13 protein-coding genes and 1 riboswitch are annotated in these 20,085 nt (G+C 73.1%); of the genes, 1 reads left to right on the top strand and 12 read right to left on the bottom strand.

Annotated features, from left to right (window positions below; all coding sequences use genetic code 11):
* Positions 1-3: 3 nt before the first annotated feature.
* The 9 genes from eno to ABT092_RS13010 all read right to left on the bottom strand — a co-directional run bounded on the left by eno (position 4) and on the right by ABT092_RS13010 (position 12,122).
* A complete protein-coding gene (gene eno / locus ABT092_RS12970; protein ID WP_351242973.1) occupies positions 4-1,284 on the bottom strand; it encodes a phosphopyruvate hydratase in 1,281 nt (426 codons plus the stop codon).
* A 416-nt stretch (positions 1,285-1,700) separates the two neighbouring features.
* Positions 1,701-2,459, bottom strand: a complete 759-nt coding sequence (locus ABT092_RS12975; RefSeq protein ID WP_351242975.1) for a LysM peptidoglycan-binding domain-containing protein — start codon at positions 2,457-2,459, stop codon at positions 1,701-1,703.
* A 3-nt stretch (positions 2,460-2,462) separates the two neighbouring features.
* Positions 2,463-2,651, bottom strand: a riboswitch (cyclic di-AMP (ydaO/yuaA leader).
* Between the two features lie 175 nt (positions 2,652-2,826).
* Positions 2,827-3,951: a transglycosylase family protein gene (locus ABT092_RS12980; protein ID WP_351242977.1), complete on the bottom strand. Its 1,125-nt coding sequence runs from the start codon at positions 3,949-3,951 to the stop codon at positions 2,827-2,829.
* 346 nt (positions 3,952-4,297) lie between these two features.
* On the bottom strand, positions 4,298-5,557 hold the full coding sequence (locus ABT092_RS12985; RefSeq protein WP_351242979.1) for a cytochrome P450 family protein: 1,260 nt from the start codon (positions 5,555-5,557) through the stop codon (positions 4,298-4,300).
* Position 5,558: 1 nt separating this feature from the next.
* On the bottom strand, positions 5,559-6,551 hold the full coding sequence (locus tag ABT092_RS12990; RefSeq protein WP_351242981.1) for a nucleoside triphosphate pyrophosphohydrolase: 993 nt from the start codon (positions 6,549-6,551) through the stop codon (positions 5,559-5,561).
* A 51-nt stretch (positions 6,552-6,602) separates the two neighbouring features.
* Entirely contained in the window at positions 6,603-7,277 is a 675-nt protein-coding gene (locus ABT092_RS12995; protein ID WP_351242983.1) for a SurA N-terminal domain-containing protein, read from the bottom strand.
* Between the two features lie 201 nt (positions 7,278-7,478).
* Entirely contained in the window at positions 7,479-9,053 is a 1,575-nt protein-coding gene (locus ABT092_RS13000; protein ID WP_351242985.1) for a serine/threonine-protein kinase, read from the bottom strand.
* On the bottom strand, positions 9,050-9,736 hold the full coding sequence (locus ABT092_RS13005; protein ID WP_351242987.1) for a hypothetical protein: 687 nt from the start codon (positions 9,734-9,736) through the stop codon (positions 9,050-9,052). Before ABT092_RS13005 ends, ABT092_RS13000 begins: the two co-directional genes overlap by 4 nt.
* Positions 9,737-9,935: 199 nt before the next feature.
* The gene (locus ABT092_RS13010) at positions 9,936-12,122 is read right to left on the bottom strand and encodes an N-6 DNA methylase (RefSeq protein ID WP_351242989.1); all 2,187 of its coding nucleotides are present in this window, start codon (positions 12,120-12,122) and stop codon (positions 9,936-9,938) included.
* Between the two features lie 194 nt (positions 12,123-12,316).
* On the opposite strand from ABT092_RS13010, the gene ABT092_RS13015 reads away from it, so the two are divergent.
* On the top strand, positions 12,317-12,790 hold the full coding sequence (locus ABT092_RS13015; RefSeq protein WP_351242991.1) for a hypothetical protein: 474 nt from the start codon (positions 12,317-12,319) through the stop codon (positions 12,788-12,790).
* Between the two features lie 163 nt (positions 12,791-12,953).
* On the opposite strand, the gene mfd is transcribed toward ABT092_RS13015, so the two are convergent.
* The 3 genes from mfd to ABT092_RS13030 all read right to left on the bottom strand — a co-directional run bounded on the left by mfd (position 12,954) and on the right by ABT092_RS13030 (position 20,021).
* Positions 12,954-16,514 carry a transcription-repair coupling factor gene (mfd, locus tag ABT092_RS13020; protein ID WP_351242993.1) on the bottom strand — a complete coding sequence of 1,187 codons (3,561 nt, stop codon included), beginning with the start codon at positions 16,512-16,514 and terminating at the stop codon, positions 12,954-12,956.
* 157 nt (positions 16,515-16,671) lie between these two features.
* Positions 16,672-19,248, bottom strand: coding sequence for an ABC transporter permease (locus tag ABT092_RS13025; RefSeq protein ID WP_351242995.1), 2,577 nt, complete (start codon positions 19,246-19,248; stop codon positions 16,672-16,674).
* Positions 19,245-20,021 (bottom strand): ABC transporter ATP-binding protein, encoded by a 777-nt coding sequence (locus ABT092_RS13030; RefSeq protein ID WP_502968434.1) that lies wholly within the window; start codon positions 20,019-20,021, stop codon positions 19,245-19,247. Before ABT092_RS13030 ends, ABT092_RS13025 begins: the two co-directional genes overlap by 4 nt.
* Positions 20,022-20,085: the final 64 nt, after the last annotated feature.

A 20,085-nucleotide genomic window follows, 5' to 3' on the forward strand; every position in this document is an offset into this window, starting at 1 on the left:
CGATCAGCCCTTGAAGCGGGGGAAGGCGCTGCGACCGGCGTACACGGCGGCGTCGTCGAGGATCTCCTCGATGCGCAGCAGCTGGTTGTACTTGGCGACGCGCTCGGAGCGGGCCGGGGCACCGGTCTTGATCTGGCCGCAGTTGGTGGCGACGGCGAGGTCGGCGATGGTGACGTCCTCGGTCTCGCCGGAGCGGTGGCTCATCATGCACTTGAAGCCGCTGCGCTGGGCGAGCTCCACGGCGTCCAGGGTCTCGGTGAGCGAACCGATCTGGTTGACCTTGACGAGCAGGGCGTTCGCGGAGTTCTCCTCGATGCCGCGGGCCAGGCGCTCGGGGTTGGTGACGAACAGGTCGTCGCCGACGAGCTGGACCTTGTCGCCGAGGCGGCTGGTGATCTCGTTCCAGCCGGCCCAGTCGTCCTCGAACAGCGGGTCCTCGATCGAGACCAGCGGGTACGCGTCGACGAGCTCCGCGTAGTAGTCGGTCATCTCGGCGGCGGTGCGCTCCTTGCCCTCGAAGACGTACACGCCGTCCTTGTAGAACTCGGAGGCGGCCACGTCGAGGGCGAGGGCGACCTGCTGGCCGGGGGTGTAACCGGCCTCCTTGATCGCTTCGAGGATCAGGTCGAGGGCCTCGCGGTTGGAGCCGAGGTTGGGGGCGAAGCCGCCCTCGTCGCCGAGGCCGGTGTTCAGGCCCTTGGCCTTCAGCACCTTCTTCAGGGTGTGGTAGACCTCGGTGCCCCAGCGCAGGGCCTCGGAGAAGGACTCGGCGCCGATCGGCGCGATCATGAACTCCTGGATGTCCACGTTGGAGTCGGCGTGCGAGCCGCCGTTCAGGATGTTCATCATCGGCACCGGCAGCAGGTGCGCGTTGGGGCCGCCCAGGTAGCGGAACAGCGGCAGGTCGCTGGCCTCGGAGGCGGCGTGCGCGACGGCGAGGGAGACGCCGAGGATGGCGTTGGCGCCGAGCGAGGACTTGTCCGGGGTGGCGTCCAGGTCGAACATCGCCTGGTCGATCAGGCGCTGCTCGGTGGCGTCGTAGCCGACGAGCTCCGGACCGATCTGCTCGATGACCGCGAGGACGGCCTTCTCGACGCCCTTGCCGCCGTAGCGGTTGGCGTCGCCGTCCCGCAGTTCGAGGGCCTCGAAGGCGCCCGTGGAGGCGCCGGACGGAACGGCGGCACGGCCGGTGCTGCCGTCGTCGAGGCCGACCTCGACCTCGACCGTGGGATTGCCTCGGGAGTCCAGGATTTCCCGGGCTACGACGACGTCGATGGACGGCACGAGCATCTCCTTCTGGGATGTGACGCGAGTATGCGGGGCCGGTGGTCCCGCCGCCCCTGAGCCTAACGGCCCCGGGGAGGTCGGCCACTCGGCCGCCCGCCCTGTGGACAAACGGAAACCAAATTGTTCCGTCCGCAAACAAATGGGTGCCCGGGGCTTCACTTGAGCCCCGGGCGTGTCGGATTTCCGGGGGCTCCCGGACACACCTCCGCCCCGGCGCGGGGATCGTGCACCGGGGCGGACTGACCCGAGGGGACGGGTCCCGGTCGGGCCGGGGCGCGGCTCGACCGGGGGGTGCGGCTCGCGGCCGGGGCGGGCCGGAGCCTGGGGTGGTCCGAACGGCCGGGGCGTGCCCGGCCCCCGGCGCACGCACCGATGGGGCGGCGCGGCGGCGGGAGCGGGTCCCCGGCGCGGGGTCAGGAGAGGTGGAGCTGCTGACCCGGGTAGATGAAGTCGGCGTCGTCGATGATGTCGTCGTTCAGCTCGAACAGCCGCTGCCAGCCGCCCTTGACGCCCTCGGCCGCGGCGATGGCGCTCAGGCTGTCGCCCCGGACGACCTTGTACTCGCCGTCGCCCTTCTGCACCTTCTTGCCGGTGGGGGTCTGGACCGTCTTGGCCGGAGCGGCGGGCTTCGCCTGCGGGGCCGGCTGCGCGGGCTGGGCCGCCGGGGCGCGGTCCTGGGTGCGGGCGGCGCGCTGCTCGGTCTGCTGCTTGGGTGCGGCCTGCTGCTGCGGCGCGGTCTGCTGCGGCTGGGGCTTGGGGGCGGCCTGCTGCTGGGGCACGGCGGCGCCGCCGCCGTAGGGGGCGTTGGACAGGCCGACGCCGCAGCTCGGCCAGGCGCCCTTGCCCTGACCCGCGAGGACCTTCTCGGCTATCTCGATCTGCTGCGCCTTGGAGGCCAGGTTGGCGGTGGGCGCGTACTTGGTGCCGCCGAAGGCGGCCCAGGTGGAGGCGGAGAACTGGAGGCCGCCGTAGTAACCGTTGCCGGTGTTGATGGACCAGTTGCCGCCCGACTCGCACTGGGCGACGCGGTCCCACTCGGCGGCGGTGGCGGCCGACGCGCTGGTCGCCGTCATCAGCGGGGCGGCCACGGCCGCACCGGTCACACCCGCGACGGTGACGATTCGGGTGGCCTTGCCGGGCTTGCGGTGCTTGCCCTTGCCGGAGAACAGCATGAGTCATCCCCTCACCGACGCCTACGAGGTGAGCTGTCGGGTTCGGGCCGAGTGAGTGCCCGGCCGCGCCTGACGCGCGGCTCCACCCCTAGCCGTCCGGTGGCCCGTCGGGAGTCCCGTTTCGACTCCCGAGGCCGGCCCGTTCGGCGCTTACCTTGGTTCCCCCGCTCCTGCCAACGGCGCTTCACGCGACGACTGGTCCCGAGCCACCGTCGGCAGGATTCGGCGTGACGGCGATCGGTGTCCGCATCGGCGAACGGCACTGACCGTATGCATGGGCGGGGGTGAAACTCAAAGCCATGGACGTCCGATGAGACCCATGTCTCACTTCCACCCCACGCGCCAAATTAGGACATTAGGTGTCGAACTACTGCTTCTTCTCGGGCTTTTCGGGCGCCAGGTCGAGGCTCTGACCGGGCACGATGTGGTGCGGGTCGCCCCCCACGGTGCCCTTGTTGCCGTCGTAGAGCGCGGCCCAACCCCCTTCGACGCCCTGGGAGTCGGCGATGGCCGACAGGTTGTCACCGGACTTGACGGTGTACGAGGCGTCCAGCGCCTCCCGTTCCGTGCTGCGGGAAGCGTGCTTGCCGATGCTCTCCTCGCTCCGGGAGGCGGTGGCCTCCTCGGTCGCCGCCTCGCCCCGGTGACGGCCGGTGCCGGCGTCGACCTCGGCCTCCGCCGCGCCCGCTTCGGTGGCGCCGGTGGTGCCGGACGGTTCGGTCGAGGGCGTCGCACCCGGCTCGCCGGACTCGGTTCCGGTGCCCTCGCCCGGGGTCTGACCGGGACTCTCCGTACCGGGCGAGGACGGAGCGGTCGGATCGGTCGACGGCGAGGAGCCGGGGGTCTCGGAGGAGCCCTCGTCCGGCGAGGACGACGGGGAGTCGGAGGGCGAGGCCGGCGACGAGGGGGTGGTGCCCGAGGAGCTCGGCACCTCCGAGGGGTCGGTGGTGGGCGCCTTGGACGCACCGGACTCGTTCTCCGGCTTCGGCCGGTCGGCGGTGGAGAGGGAGGCGTCCGTCTTACCCGAGGTCACTCCGGCCGACACCCCGTCGGAGACGCTGCCGCTCTTCTTGCCGGGCTGCACCGGACCGCCCGGGTCCACTTCGGCCGCCGGGCCGCCCTTGTCGAGCCCCACGGCCGCACTGCAACCCGGCCATGCGGCGGGTCCCTGCGCGGCGAGGATGCGCTCGCCGACCGCGATCTGCTGGGAGCGGCTGGCCTGGTCGGGGCTGACCGCGTAGGAGAGGCCGCCGTGCTTCTCCCAGGCCTCCTGGCCGATCTGGAGCCCACCGTAGAAACCGTTGCCGTCGTTGGCGCTCCAGGCACCGCCGCTCTCGCACTCCGCCAGCCGGTCCCAGGTCGCGGCCTCCGCCGCGCTCGCACCCGTGGCGCCCAGCAGCGGCAGGGCGATCGCGGAGCTGGTGACCCCTGCCGCGACGACCAGAGCGGGGGCCTGACGGGGGCGTCGATGACGACCGTTCCCGGAGAGCATGCGGTGGCCTTTCGTGCGACAACGGGGACCGACCCGCGGCGGTTGGAGGCCGCCGAAGTCGTCGTGAACGTAACCGGAGTCGAACGCTTGTCACAAGTTAATGCAGCGCAGATCACGCGAACATCACGGATGTGATGTCACATCAACACCACTCGTCACGGAACTCGCTCCCCTCCCCTATCTGGGGGACGGCCCGACCCATCGGCCACCGGGCGACAACTCCCCTGGCCAACAAGCGGGTTGACACGTCGGCGAGGCGGTTGACGCCGTTCCCGACCGGTATGCACCCGGTGCGGAACACCTACGGATACCCACCGGAGTGCACCCCGTCGGGCGGAATGCCGCCTCAGCGCGGGGTGAACCGGACCGGCAACGTCCGTAGCCCGCGCATGATCAGACCCCCGCGCCAGCGCAGTTCCTCCGGAGCCGCGGCCAGTTCGAGGTCCGGCAACCGGCGTAGCAGGGTGGCCAGCGCGGTCTGCCCCTCCAGACGGGCCAACGGAGCGCCCAGGCAGTAGTGGATGCCGTGGCCGTAGCCCAGGTGCGGATTGTCGCGGCGGGTCAGGTCGAGGTGGTCGGGGCGGTCGAAGCGGGCCGGGTCGCGATCGGCCGCGGCCAGCACCACCAGCACCGGGTCCCCCCGCTCGACGTCCTGCCCGCCCAGGCGCAGCGGCTCGGTGGCGAACCGCCAGGTGGCCATCTCCACGGGGCCGTCGTAGCGCAGCAGTTCCTCCACCGCAGTGGTCAACAGCCCGGTGCTCCCGGCGGTCCCGTCGTTCAGCGACCCTTGCAGCAGCGCGCGCTGTTCGGGGTGGGTGAGCAGGGCGAACGTGCCGTTGCCGATCAGGTTGACGGTCGTTTCGAACCCCGCGAACAGGAGGATGAACGCCATCGCCGCGGCCTCGCCCTCGGTGAGGTGCTCGCCGTGGTCGGACGCCCGGATCAGCCCCGAGATCAGGTCCTCGCCCGGGTCGGCCCGCTTGCGGTGGATCAGGTCCACCAGGTAGCCGCGCATCTTCTTCACGCTGCGCGCGACCCCGCCCCGCGGGCCCCCGCCGTGCCGGATCATCATCCCGGCCCAGTCGCGGAAGTCGTCCTGGTCCTCGGCGGGCACCCCCAGCAGATCGCAAATGGCGTAGATGGGCAGCGGGAAGGCGAACTCGTGGATGAGGTCGGCCTCGCCGCGGGCGGCGAAGTCGTCGATGAAGCGGTCCGTCAACTGCTGTACCCGGGGTGCGAACGCGGCCACCCGGCGCGGGGTGAACGCCTTGGAGACCAGGCGCCGCAACCGGGTGTGGTCGGGCGGGTCGATGTTGAGCAGGTGGGTCATCAACTCGGCCTTGCGCTCGCCGGGGATGCCGGTCCGACCCCTGGCGTGCGCCGGCTCGTCGTGGTGCTCCGGGTTCTTGCTGAGCCGACCGTCCGCGAGGGCGCGGCGGGCGTCGGCGTAGCGGGTGACCAACCACGCCTCCACCCCGCTCGGCAGTCGGGTGCGGTGCACCGGGGCGTGCTCCCGCAGCCAGGCGTACGCCGGGTACGGATCGGTCGCGAACTCCCAGCTGAACAGGGCGGGCCCGGTCGGCGCGCCCCCGGACGTCCCGGACACCTCAGACACCCTCGGCGGCGCGGATCGCGTCCCGGTAGCTGCGGGCCGCGGCCCGCAGCGCGGTCTCCGGGTCGACGCCCTCGTCCTGGGCGCGGACGGCCAGCGCCAGCAGCGCGTAGCCGAGGCCCTCACCGGTGGGCACGGGGACCTCCAGGCCCGCGGAGCCGACCCGGGCGGCGAGCTTGCCGACGAGGGCCAGGGCGGGCTGGGCCAGCGGAACGCCGTCGGTGACCGAGGTGCGCCGGTGCTTCTCCTCGGCCTTGGTGCTCAGCCAGAGCGCCTGGACCTCCTCGGGGGTGGTCGCGGTGGCGTCGCCGAAGAGGTGCGGATGGCGGTGGACCAGTTTGGTGACGAGCCCGGCGGCCACGTCGTCGATGGAGAACGGCCGTTCCGCGTCGTCCTGGGCGATGCGGGCGTGGAAGACCACCTGGAGCAGGACGTCGCCGAGTTCCTCGCGCAGCTCGTCCCGGTCGTCGGTCTCGATGGCCTCGACGAGTTCGTACGCCTCCTCGACGGCGTGCCGGGCCAGGCCGCGGTGGGTGCGCAGGGACGACCAGGGGCAGTCCAGCCGGATGCGGTCCATGACCTGCACGACGTCCAGCAGCCGGGCGCCGGGGAGGTCGTAGGAGGCGGGCAGCAACTCCAGCTCCGGCATGACGGTGCGGCCGGAGCCGGCGAGGCGGGCCAGTCCGTCGGTGAGCCGGGGCTCCCCCTCGTCCCGGGCGAGGACGGCCACCGTGCGGCCGGCCGCCGCGTCGACCAGGTCCCGGGCGTCGGGCTCGACGGCCTCCACCGTCACCCCCGCCTCCCGTAGATAGGGGAGCTGGGGGTGGTCGGGGTCCGCGCAGAGCACGCGGTCGGCGGTGCGCAGTACCTGCCAGGCGGGCCAGGACAGCAGTCCGGGCGCCACCCGGTGGCTGGTGGTGACCAGGACGACGCGGCCCGGCGCGCCGCCGGGTCCGCGCTGATCGGCGTCGGTGTCGTTCTCCCTCACCCGACGAACCTAGCCCACCGCGCGGTGCCCCGCCGGTGCGGGGCGGGCGGGTCAGAGGACGGTGGCCCCGGGGTCCGGCTCGCTCACCGCGCGCACCCACGGAGTGGGCGCGTCCACCCGGCCGACCCGGCCGTTCTCGGCGACGCTCCAGGTGCCGTAGCGGGGGTTGAGGCGGACGCCGAGCGCCTCGGAGGCGTTCCCGAGCGCCTTCCAGAAGGTCCGCTGGCCGGCCGGGGTGTTCATGTCCGCGCCCAGGGCCTCGGAGAGCTTCTGCGCGCTGACCTCCGTGCGCAGGCTGGCGTCGAGTTGGCTCGGCGGCACGTTGTACTGCTGGAGCCAGGCGGCCTGGAGCCCCTTCTCGCCGCCGGCCTGGAGGGCCAGCCCCTTGCGCAACTGCTGGACGTCCTTGCGGGTCACGCCGACCCCGGCGTCGTGCGCGGCCCTGGCCAGCACCCGGTCCAGCACCATGGTGTGCAGCGTGGAACGGGTCAGTTCGCCGGAGCCCGCGAGGACCTGCGCGTACTGGGCGTCGTCCTCGATCGCCGTGCGCTGGGCGGCGCGCACCGCGTTGACCCGGCCCTCCAGCTGTTCGACGGTGATCCGCTGCTCGCCGACGACGGCCGCCGCGCCCGGCCGTGCGTCGTTGCCGCAGGCGGTGAGCAGGGGGGTCGCCGCGAGCAGGGCGGCGGCGGAGAGGGTGACTGCGGTGCGACGGCGGCGGTGCAAAGGAGCCTCCCGGCGGCGAGATTGTGCTTCGGTGCACAAAGTCCAGCGGTGATCGATGGTAGGCAGTGGCCGGTGGTTCGGCCACTGGTTCGGCAGACCTGATTCCGCCGAAGTGGCGGCCGGCCCCGATGCACCAACGAGCCGCCGACGGCCGGGGTACGCGTGTCACCCGGTGCGCGCCGCGCGGGCGGCGGCGGCCGGTCAGCCCCTGACCTGGCCCAACCACTGGAGGGTGCGCTGGACCTCCACCGGGATCGGGTGGCCGGGTCCGTGCCGTCCGGTGGCGTCGTGCAGCAGCCGCACCAGGGTGTCGTGGGCGGCGGTCCGGTCGCCGAGGGCGAGCAGCAGGTGCCCGATGCGGCGGCGGATCTCGAACGGCAGGTCGGGGTCGGCGGCGGTGTAGGGGTTCTGGGCGTACGGGTTGTCGTGGTGCTCGAAGTGCGGCAGCAGGGCGCGGTACTCGGCGAGCGCGGCGGCGGGTTCGCCGAGTTGCTCCAGGCAGTGCGCGGCGTCGTAGCGGAAGCGCAGGGCCTGGGGGTCGGCGGGGCCGGCCTCGGCGGCCCGGTCCTCGGCGAGGCGGTGCAGTTCGGGCAGGGCGCGCCGGTACTGGCCGTCGTCCATGAGGGTGGCCGCGTACTGCTTGCGCAGGGTGCGCACCACGGGGGACCGTTCGCCGTGCTGGGCGGCGGCGGCGGGCAGGATCGCGCCGAGGATGTCGACGGCCTGGGTGATCCGGCCCTCGCCGAGCAGGCGCTTGACCTCGTCGACGGCCACCGCCACGTCGGGGCGGCCGGGGCCGGTGGTGCCCGCGGTCGGTGCGGCGACCGGCGGGGCCGCGGGGCGGGGCGCGGGGGTGACCGCGCGGTCGGGCCAGGGGGCGTGCGGGCGCAGGAAGGGGCGGGTGGGGTCGAGGGGCGCGCCGGTCGGGGCGCCGCGCTGCGGGAGCAGCGGCAGCAGGTGCTCGTACACCTCCTGGGCGCTGGCCGGGCGGTGCTGGGGGTCCTTGGAGAGCAGGCGGAGCACCAGGGACTCCAGGGCCTCGGGGACCTCGGGGCGGCGTCGGCGGACCGGGAGCGGCGGTTCGTAGAGGTGGCGGTGGAGCACGCCGAGCGCGGTGGAGCCGGCGAAGGGCACGTCACCGCTGAGGAGTTCGTGCAGCAGCACCCCGAGCGCGTACAGGTCGGTGTAGGGGCCGACGGCGCCGCCCATGGCCTGTTCGGGCGCCATGTAGGCGGGGCTGCCGATGGGGGAACCGGTGTGGGTGAGGCGGGTGGTGTCGGAGTCCATGACGGAGGCGACGCCGAGGTCGAGCACGGTGACGGTGCCGTCCTGGCGGACCATCACGTTGCGGGGCTTGAGGTCGCGGTGGACTATCGGCACGGCGTGCACGGCGGAGAGCACCGCGCACAGTTGGGCGGCGACGGCGACCGCCCAGGGCCAGGGGTAGGGGTCGTGTTCGGCGAGGTGGTCGGAGAGGTCGGCGCCGTCGACGTACTGCATCACGAGGTAGAGGTCGCCGTCCTCGCTGCCGGCGTCGTGCACGGTGACCAGCCCCGGGTGGTCGACCTGGGCGGTGATGCGGCACTCGCGCACGAAGCGGCGGCGCAGTTCCTCGGTCTCGGCGCTGCCGGGGCCGGTGACCCGGTCGGGGCGGAGCAGCTTGACCGCGACCCGGCGGTCGAGGCGCTGGTCGTAGGCGGTCCAGACCTGGCCCATGCCGCCCTGGCCGATGAGGGTGGAGAGCGCGTAGCGGTCGGCGACGACGCGTCCGGTCACCAGGCGTCCCCTCCGCGGCCCCGGGGGTCGCCGTGGTCGGGTTCCTGGCGGCGCAGGTAGTCGCTGAGCTCGTCGAGTTCGGCGCGGACCTGGTCGATGCGGCCGGGCGCGGGGGGTGGCACCGGCGGCGGGCTCGGGGAGTGCGCCGGGGGCGCGGGCACCGGGCCGGGGCCCGGGTACGGGGGTGCGGGGGCGGCCGGGTGGGTGACGGAGTGCGGGGCGACAGGGTGTCCGGAGTGCGGGGCAACCGGGGGTCCGGGGTGCGCGGTCGGGGGGTAGCCGTAGCCGGCCGTCGGGGCCGCGGGCGGCACGGGGCGGGGCGGGTGGGCGGCGGGCCACGGGCCGGGGACCGTGCGGAAGTGGCGGATGTCGGCGTACAGGAAGTAGCCGGCGCAGGCGAGGCCCGACAGCAGCAGGACGGCCATGCCGACGTTGCCGTGCCAGGTGTCGAGGTTCTCCGTCCGGTCCGCGGCGACCATGGCGAACCCCACGAGGAGGACCGCGAGCGCGAGGGAGAAGTACTGCCAGTCGCGCCGGGCGCGGGTGACGACGGCGACCCTCAGCAGGGCCGTCCAGCCGAGCAGGCCGCAACTGCCCACGGCCACCGTCACGAACAGCACCCGGAGCGCGATGAGCGACCCGTTCGCCGGCCGCGGGGGCTGCTGCGGTGGGGTGCCGTACATGGCTCTCCTGTTCGGGCCGGGCCGCCGGGCGGCGCCGTGGGGTCCTGCGGATGCGGTGCGGGTCCGAGCGTATAGGCCGTATCCGGCGGCGGATCCGCCGATGTCGGGAACCCGAACTCCGTCCCGTGGCGAAACGTTACGGTTCACGGGGGTTCGACCGGACGCCCGGGGGGCTGCGCCCCCGGACGCCGGTCCGGTTTCAGCTCCGCCGGCCGGCCGGGGCGCCGTCCCCGCCGGGCAGGGCGTCCGGGGGGACCGTTCCGTCGGTGAGGCCGTCGTGCATGCCGCGCACCAGGCGTTCGCCGAGCGCCCCGGCCAGGCGCAGCGCGTCCTCGAAGGCGGCCAGTGCCCGGAACCGGTCGCCGTAGCGGCGCTGCTGGTCCAGCGGGATGCGGGGCACCTGCATCCGGCGCACGTCGAGCCGGGTGGCCGTGGAGGCGTAGCTGCTGGCCTGGCGGTTGTTGGCGGTGCCGCGCAGGAAGCCGGCGAGGAACCAGGGGTCGAGGGCGGTCGGGTCGGGGCGCAGCAGGGTCAGGTTGCGGCCGAGGGCGGCGCCGGTGGCGTCCTCGGCGACGACCCGGGCGACCGCGCCGCCGCCGAGGACGGGCACCACCACGTCGCCGGCTTCGGTGAGCACGGCGTCCTCGGGGAGTTCGCCCGCGGGCAGTTCGGCGGAGGGGGCGGCGCCGGCGAGCACGTCGTGGTCGGTGAGGACGGGGGTGCGACCGGCGCCGGGGTCCCGGTCCGACGGGGTCGTGCCGGTGGTGGTCGGCGGGGCGTGGACGGTCGCGGTGCGCAGCACCACCGCGCCGGCGCGGGCGAGTTCGCCGATCGTGGTCAGCGGCCAGCGGACCTCGGGGTCCGCCTCGGACGGCGGCGGGGGCGGGGTGAGCTCGGCGGTGAGCTTCAGGGTGTCGCCGAGGCGGCGGTGGACGGCGGCGAGTTCGGCGGCCCCGCCGCCCGCGGCCGGCGGCGGCAGGTGGCGGGCGGGGGTCAGGTCGACGTCGTCGTCGAGGAGTTCGACGACGGGGACGGAGCGGCTGAGCCCCGGCCGGTCCTCGGCGGTGCCGGTGCGGTCGTAGGGGCGCCAGGCGTCGAGGACGGCGTCCCGCACGGTCGACCAGCCGGGCCGGGGGCGGCCGTCGGGGGTGTCCCCGGCGGCGTCGACGAGCAGTACGTCGGGGTGGGCGGGGGGCTGCCCGGCGACGGGGCGGCGCAGCACCCACAGGTGGAGGGGGATGTTGTAGGGCGGGGCCGAGCCGGCGGGCAGGGCGATGACGGCCCGCAGTGCCCCGCGGCGGAGCAGGTCGGCGCGGATGCGGCGGCCGGAGCGGCGGGAGGCGGCGGCCGGCGGCATCAGCAGCACGGCGGTGCCGCCGTCGCGCAGATGGGCGACGGAGTGCTGCACCCAGGCCAGTTCGGACTCGGTCCGGGCCGGGAAGCCGTACTCCCAGCGCGGGTCGTAGGCGAGTTCGTCGTGTCCCCAGTTGCGTTCGTTGAACGGCGGGTGGCACAGGACGGCGTCGACCCGCAGGCCGGGGAAGGCGTCGGCGCGCAGGGTGTCGCCGGCCCGGGCGTGCACGTCGGCCCCGTCGTGCAGCGCGAGCCGCAGGGCGGTGAGCGCCGCGAGGTCGGGGACGGCCTCCTGGGCGTACCGGGCGTGGCGGCCTCCGGGGGTGCGGGCGGCGCGCAGCAGGGCGCCGGTGCCGCAGGCGGGGTCGAGGACGGTGCGGACCTCGCCGGCGAGTTCCGCCATGAGTTCGGCGGGTCCGGTGGGGGTGAGCGTGTACTGCCGCGGGTTGGCGTCGAGGTGACGACCGAGCAGGAACTCGAAGGTCTGGCGGGCGCCGTGTTCGGCGGCGAGGTCGGCGACCCCCCGCAGCAGCGGTACGGAGGGGGCGAGGTCTTCGGCGGTGGGCGGGGTGACGGCGGCGGCGGAGGCCGCGGGCTGTGAACCGGAGCCCGGCCGCCCGGAGGTGTCGGGGGTGTGGGTTCCGAAGCGGCTGACGATGACCTTCGCCAGGGCCTCGGGGAGGAGTTCCGGCATCCGGCGGTCGGAGGCGGCGGCGATTTCCAGCCAGTCGGTGGGGCGGTCGCGCACCAGCAGCAGGGCACAGCCCGCGTGGACGAGTGCGGTGACGGGACCGGCGGGATGCCCGGCGAGCTGCTGCCAGACCCGTTCCCGGGGCGGCACCTCGGCGAGCTTGCCCTGCCGGCGCAGCCACTCCTCGACGTGGGCCAGGGCGAAGGAGGGGCTGGTCTCGGTGCCGCCCACCGGTCGGGGGAAGTCGGAGTGGCGGCGGCGCCAGTTGCTGACGGCGGCCCGGCCCACCCCCGCGAGTCGCGCGATCCCGGCGGCGGTGACCTCCGTGGCGTTGTCGGGCACCCGCCGACCTCCCTCATCCCCGTGCTCCATGTGACACCGAGCATACCTAGCCACATACAACCCATCCATTCACGCCGTGAACTTTCAGTTCGCGAGAGCACGTGTTGACTCGGTTCACAGCATCTGTTGTTATTGACCCACTGAACGAATGGCACCTCGGTTCGGGGGCCTTCACATGTGGGAGGGGACCCTTCATGGGCATCAGGAAGACGCTCGCCATCGGCCTCATCGTCGGCATCGCCGCGGTCGGAGCGGTGGGGTGCACCCCCGAGGAGGAGGGCACGGGCGCCAAGAAGGACAGCTCCGCCGCGGCGAGCACCGGGGAGAAGGACTCGGCGGGCGGCGGGGAGGCCAAGGAGAAGGGCGAGGCCGCGGCGAAGGGCTCGCAGGCCGACCGCTTCAAGGCGTTCGTGAACAAGAACGGCACGCCCAAGGAGAAGGACGCCGTCTCCCACGTCACCAAGGTCCAGGGCGCCGACGACATCAACGACATCCTCAGCACCGCCGACGTCTACACCGACTACACCGGCGGCATCATGGGCAGCGGCAGCGGCCCCGCCAAGCTGCTGGCCTCCGCCTTCGCCGAGTGGAAGAAGACCGAGGACGGCGGCGGCCTGGTCACCGTCTACGACGCCGACGGCGAACTGATCGGGAACGGGAACTTCTGATCCGCCGCCCTGCCGTGAGCGGCGACGAACCGACCTGGGAAGCCTCCCCCGCCGGTGCGCGCACCGCCCCTCGGCCGTGAGGGGGCGGGAACGGGGAAGCCGCGCGGGCCGCCACCGGTCGTCCGGTGACGGCCCGCGCGGCTTCCCCGGCCGGGCGCTCCCGTCAGGACCCCAGGATCGACGCCAGGAACTCGCCCGTCCACGCCAACAGCTCGCGGCCCGTCAACGGCTTGCCGCCGACCTTCGCCGTCTTGGGGCGGGGCACCAGCAGCTGACCGCTCGCCGCCTTGATGACCGAGCCCGGGTACAGCCGCTTCAGCCGCAGCTCCTGGGACTCCCGCAACTCCACCGACGCGAACCGGATGTTGGTGCCCTGGAGCACGACCTCGCCGACCCCGCAGGCCCGGGCCAGCATCCGCAACCCGGCCACCAACAGCAGGTTCTCCACCGGCTCCGGCAGCTTGCCGTAGCGGTCGGTCAGCTCCTCCCGGACGGCCGCGACATCGGCCTCCGTGTTCGCCGAGGCGATCGACCGGTACGCCTGGAGCCGCAGCCGCTCCCCGGGGGCGTAGTCGTGCGGGACGTGCGCGTCCACCGGAAGCTCGATCTTGACCTCCAGCGGCGGCTCCTCCTCCACCCCGCCCTCCAGCGACGCCCGGTAGTCCGCCACCGCCTCGCCGACCATCCGCACGTACAGGTCGAAGCCGACGCCCGCGATGTGGCCGGACTGCTCGCCGCCCAGGAGGTTGCCCGCGCCGCGGATCTCCAGGTCCTTCATCGCCACGTACATGCCCGCGCCCATCTCGGTGTGCTGCGCGATCGTCGCCAGCCGCTCGTGCGCGGTCTCGGTGAGCGGCTTCTCCGGCGGGTACAGGAAGTAGGCGTAGCCGCGCTCGCGGCCCCGGCCCACCCGGCCGCGCAGCTGGTGCAGCTGCGACAGTCCGAAGTTGTCGCCGCGCTCCACGATCAGGGTGTTCGCGTTGGAGATGTCGATCCCGGACTCCACGATCGTCGTGGACACCAGCACGTCGTACTTCTTCTCCCAGAAGTCGACGACCACCTGCTCCAGCGTCTGCTCCGACATCTGGCCGTGCGCGGTCGCGATCCGCGCCTCCGGCACGATCGCCCGCAGCCGGGCCGCCGCCCGGTCGATGGACTCCACCCGGTTGTGGATGTAGAAGACCTGGCCCTCGCGCAGCAGCTCGCGCCGGATCGCCGCGCCGATCTGCCGCTCCTCGTACGGGCCGACGAAGGTCAGCACCGGGTGCCGCTCCTCCGGCGGAGTGGTGATCGTCGACATCTCCCGGATGCCGGTCACCGCCATCTCCAGGGTGCGCGGGATCGGCGTCGCGGACATCGTCAGCACGTCGACGTTGGCCCGCAGCTTCTTCAGCTGCTCCTTGTGCTCGACGCCGAACCGCTGCTCCTCGTCGACGATGACCAGGCCCAGGTCCTTGAACCGGGTCTCCGAGGCGAACAGCCGGTGGGTGCCGATCACCACGTCCACCGAACCGTCGCGCAACCCCTCCAGCGTCGCCTTGGACTCCGTGTCGGTCTGGAAGCGGCTGAGCGCACGGACGTTCACCGGGAACTGCCCGTACCGCTCGCTGAAGGTCCCGAAGTGCTGCTGCACCAACAGCGTGGTCGGCACCAGCACCGCCACCTGCTTGCCGTCCTGCACGGCCTTGAACGCGGCGCGCACCGCGATCTCCGTCTTGCCGTACCCCACGTCGCCGCAGATCAGCCGGTCCATCGGGACCGTCTTCTCCATGTCCTCCTTGACCTCGGCGATGGTGGTCAGCTGGTCCGGGGTCTCCGCGTACGGGAACGCGTCCTCCAGCTCCCGCTGCCAGGGGGTGTCCGGGCCGAAGCCGTGCCCCGGGGCCGCCATCCGCGCGCTGTACAGCTTGATCAGGTCCGCGGCGATCTCCTTGACCGCCTTCTTGGCGCGGGCCTTCGTCTTCGTCCAGTCGGCGCCGCCGAGCCGGTGCAGGGTGGGCGCCTCACCGCCGACGTACTTGGTGATCTGCTCCAGTTGGTCGGTCGGGATGTACAGCCGGTCGCCGGGCTGGCCCCGCTTGGCGGGCGCGTACTCCACCACCAGGTACTCGCGGGTGGCGCCCTGCACGGTGCGCTGCACCATCTCGATGTAGCGGCCCACCCCGTGCTGCTCGTGGACGATGTAGTCGCCGGCCTCCAGGGTCAGCGGGTCGATGGACTTGCGGCGCCGGGCCGGCATCCGCTGCCCGTCCTTGCCCGCCGAACGCTGCCCCGACAGATCCGTCTCGGTGAGGACGGCCAGCTTGAGGTGCGGGTCGACGAAGCCGTACTCGATCGAGCCGCGCGCCACGTGCACCACGGACGGCACCAGTGCCCCGGTCCCGCCGTCCGGGGTCCGGTCGAGGGAGGAGAGCCGGGCCGGGATGCCCTCGCCGCCGAGCACCTCCACCGTGCGGGCCGCCGGACCGTGCGCCTCGGTGACGTACACCGTGCGCCAGCCCTCGGCCAGCCAGCCCTTGGTGTCGGCCAGCGCCCGGGCGGTGTCGCCGCGGTAGGTCTCCGGGGCGTGCATCCCCAGCTTCAGGGTGTCCGCCTCGGCCAGGGACGCCGTCTCGTCCGCCGCGAACGGGGACACCGACCACCACATCACGCCCAGCTCGCGGGCGCGTTCCCGCACCTCGGAGATGGACCGCAGGGAGGCCGCGCCGACGTCGATCGGCGCCTCGCCGCCGCCCGCGCTCGCCGCCCAGGACGCCTGGAGGAACTCCTGCGAGGTCGCCACCAGGTCCGCCGCGCGGGTCCGCACCCGCTCCGGGTCGCACACCACCGCCATGCTGCCCGCCGGCAGCACGTCCAACAGGAGTTCCATGTCGTCGACCAGGACCGGGGCCAGGGACTCCATGCCCTCCACCGCGATCCCCTCGGCGATCTTGCCGAGGAGTTCGCCCAGCTCGGGGTGGGCCTCGGCGAGGGCCGCGGCCCGACCCCGCACCTGCTCCGTCAGCAGCAGCTCACGGCAGGGCGACGCCCACAGACCGTGCTCGGCGATCTCCAGGGAGCGCTGGTCGGCGACCTTGAAGTACCGGATCTCCTCGATGTCGTCGCCCCAGAACTCCACCCGCAGGGGGTGCTCCTCGGTGGGCGGGAAGACGTCCAGGATGCCGCCGCGCACGGCGAACTCGCCGCGCTTCTCGACCAGTTCGACCCGGGTGTAGGCAGCCGCGGCCAGGGCTTCGACCGTCGCCCCGAGCTCCGCCTGCTGCCCGGTGCGCAGGGCCACCGGTTCCAGGTCGCCGAGCCCCTTGACCTGCGGCTGGAGCACCGACCGGATCGGGGCGACGACGACCGAGACCGGCCCCGCCTCCGGGTCGTCGGGGCTGGGGTGGGCGAGCCGGCGCAGGACCGCGAGCCGGCGGCCCATGGTGTCCGAGCGGGGCGAGAGCCGTTCGTGGGGCAGCGTCTCCCAGGACGGGTACTCGACGATGCCGTCCGCCGGCAGCAGGGAGCGCAGGGCGGCCGCCAGGTCCTCCGCCTCGCGCCCGGTGGCCGTCACCGCGAGGACCGGGCGGTCCGCGCTCCGGGCCAGGGCCGCCACCGCGAAGGGGCGGGCCGCCGGCGGGCCCACCAGGTCGACGTGGGGGCGGCGGGCTTCGCGGGCCGCCTGTACCGCTTCGATCAGGGCCGGGTCCTCGGCCACGGCGTCCAGCAGAGCGTGCAGGCTCATGAAGGGGGTTTCCGTCCCGGTGCTTCGACAACACGAACGCCCCGGTTCGGGGAACCGGGGGTCTCCCAGCGTACGCCGTCGGACGCCGGGGGCGCGGTCGCTGGCCCGGGCGCCGGGGACGGGGCGCTTCCCCGTCCCCGGCCGCCGCGGGGCCCGCTCAGTCGGTGGCTATGGCACGAAGGACGTTCATCCGGCCCGCACGGAACGCGGGGACCAGCGCGGCGAACAGTCCGACGAAGGCCGAGCCGATGAACACCGTGACGATCGTCGGCCAGGGGATCTCCAGGACCTTGAGCCCCTCCAGCGCCAGCAGCTTCTGGGCGGTGGTGCCCCAGGCCATGCCCAGCCCCAGGCCGAGCAGGGCGCCGAAGAGGGCGATGACCACCGACTCCAGCCGGATCATCCGCCGCAGCTGGCGGCGGGACATCCCGATCGCCCGCATCAGCCCGATCTCCCGGGTCCGCTCCACCACCGACAGCGCCAGGGTGTTCACCACGCCCAGCACGGCCACGATGATCGCGAGGGCCAGCAGCCCGTACACGATGTTCAGCAACTGCCCGACCTGGTCCTGGAGCTGCTCCTTGTAGTCGGCCTGGTTGCGGACCGTGTACTGCGGGAACTCCTTGAGGTCGCCCTTGAGGGAGGCGTACGCCGCGTCCGCGCGGTCGTCCCCGGCCTTGCCGAAGACCATCACGCTCTGCGGCATCCGGTCGGCCGGCAGGTACTTCTCGACGGTGGTGATGTTGAGGTACTGCGCGTTCATGTCGATGCTGGTGTCGTCCGCGGTGATGGCGGCGATCCTCAGCTCGGCCTTCTCGCCTCCCTTGAACGCCACCGGCAGGGTGTCGCCGACCTTCAGCCCCTGTTCCGCGGCGAAGCCCCGGGACACCGACATCGCGTCCTCGCCGTAGGCGGCGTCGAGGTCGCCGGCGGTGACCTCGCGGCGCAGGTCCTGCGGATAGGTCGGGTCCGCGGCGGACAGCTCCGTGTCGTGGGTCTTCCCGTCCGGGGTGGTGAGTTCGGCGTCCACCAGCTTGTACCGGGTGACGTGGTCGAGGTCCGCGTTGGCCTTCATCGCCCGCTCGGCCTGCGCCACGATGCCCTGGCCGCTGTCGGACTGGACGATGAAGTCCGCGCCCACGGACTTGTCGAGTTCGTCCGTCGCCGAGGCCACCAGCGAGGAACCGACCACCGACAGGCACGCCACCAGGGCGAGACCGATCATCAGGGCCGCTCCCGTGGCCCCGGTGCGCCGGGGGTTGCGCAGCGCGTTCCGCTCGGCCATCCGCCCGACCGGGCCGAACACCCGCAGGACGAGGAGGCTCAGCGCGCGGACCACGGCGCTGGCGAGCAGCGGGCCGATCACCACGAAGCCGACCAGGGTGAGGAAGACGCCGAGGCCGAGGAAGAGCGAGCCGTCGCCGGCCTCCTCGGCGTCCGCGGCCAGGTAGAGCGCGGCGGCTCCGGTGCCGGTGAGGACGAGACCGACGACGCCGCGGATCCGCCCGGACGTGCCGTCACCGGGGGTGCCCACGTCGCGCAGGGCCGCCATCGGGGAGACCTTGCCGGCCCGGCGGGCCGGGAGGTAGGCGGCGAGGACGGTGACCACGATCCCGAGGACCAGGCCGACGACCGGGGTCACGACGGTGACCGTGAGGTCCTCGGTGGAGAGCTCCATGCCGAGGGAACCCATCAGCTCCATCAGTCCCACGGCGAGGCCGATGCCGGCGCCGATGCCGAGCACCGAACCCACGACGCCGAGGAGCAGCGCCTCGATCAGCACCGACCGGTTGACCTGCTGGCGCGAGGAGCCGATGGCCCGCATCAGCCCGATCTCCCGGGTGCGCTGGGCGACCAGCATGGAGAAGGTGTTGACGATCAGGAAGACGCCGACGAGCAGGGCGATCCCGGCGAAGCCGAGCATGGCGTACTTCATGACGTCGAGGAAGGAGCCCACCTCCTCGCGTCCGGCGTCGGCGGCCTCCTGCTGCGTCTGGAGCTTGTAGGCACCCGCGCCGAGCGCCTCGGCGACGTTCCGCTTGACGGTGGCGTCGCTGACGCCCTCCGCCGCGGTCACGTGGATCTGGGTGAACACGTCGGTGGCCCCGAGCAGTCGCTGCTGGGCGGTCGCGGTGTCGAAGTAGACGATGGCCGCGCCCGGGTTGGTGACCTTGAAGGCGGCGATGCCGGAGATCTTCGTCGTGAAGTCACCGGAGGCGGTGATGGTGCGCAGTTCGTCGCCGAGCTTCAGGTCGTGCTTCTCGGCGGTGTCGGCGTCGACCATCACTTCGGTGGGACCGCGCGGGGCGTGGCCGGAGCTGATCTCCATGGCGCGCAGGTCGTTGCGCGTCCAGTTGCCCGCGAAGGTGGGGGCACCGCTGGTGGCTCCGACGTTCTCGTCGTCGGCGTTGACGACGGTGACGCCGGTGGAGGACACGGCTCCCTCCGCCGACACGACGTCCCGGGCCTTGGCCGCCTGCTGCACGGCCGAGCCGGGAACCGTCTCGGGACGGCCGGTGGGGGTGCTCTCACCGGCGTCCGCGGCGGACTTGGCGCTGACCGTGACATCGGCCGAGGTCGTGGCGAACAGCTTGTCGAACGTGGTGTTCATGGTGTCGGTGAACACCAGGGTGCCGCAGACGAACGCGACGGACAGCAGGACCGCCACCGCGGAGAGCGTCATTCTCCCCTTGTGCGCCAGGAAGTTGCGCAGGGAGGTCTTCACGACCGTCATGAGGTGCGCCCCCGGGCGTCGAAGTCCTTCATCCGGTCGAGCACGGCCTCGGCGGTCGGCTGGAGCATCTCGTCGACGATCCGGCCGTCGGCCAGGTACAGCACGCGGTCGGCGTAGGAGGCGGCCACCGGATCGTGGGTGACCATCACGATCGTCTGCCCCAGCTCGTCCACCGAGCGGCGCAGGAAGCCGAGGACCTCGGCGCCGGCGCGGGAGTCGAGGTTGCCCGTCGGCTCGTCGCCGAAGATGATCTCCGGCTGGGCGGCGAGGGCCCGGGCCACCGCCACCCGCTGCTGCTGACCGCCCGACAGCTGGGTCGGACGGTGCTTGAGCCGACCCGCGAGGCCCACCGTCTCCACCACCCGGTTCAACCAGGCGCGGTCCGGCTTGCGGCCCGCGATGTCCATCGGCAGCGTGATGTTCTCCAGGGCGTTCAGCGTGGGCAGCAGGTTGAACGCCTGGAAGATGAAGCCGATCCGGTCCCGGCGCAGTTGCGTCAGCTTCTTGTCCTTGAGCCCGGTGATCTCGGTCTCGTCCAGGTATATCTGGCCGCCGGTCACGGTATCGAGGCCGGCGAGGCAGTGCATCAGCGTGGACTTCCCGGAGCCCGAGGGCCCCATGATCGCGGTGAACTGGCCGCGCGCGATGTCCACGTCGACGTGGTCCAGCGCGACCACCCGGGTCTCCCCCGAGCCGTACGCCTTCACGACCTGCCGCGCCCGAGCCGCCACGGCCGTACGCCCTCCCGTACCCCCGCGCTGGGGCGTGCTCACAGCCGTTGTCACCGTATGTCTCCTATGTCGGTCAGCGAAGGGAACGGGGCCCCCAAGGAAGGAG

Source organism: Streptomyces sp. NPDC002490 (assembly GCF_040296045.1).
In the GTDB taxonomy this organism is placed as follows: domain Bacteria; phylum Actinomycetota; class Actinomycetes; order Streptomycetales; family Streptomycetaceae; genus Streptomyces.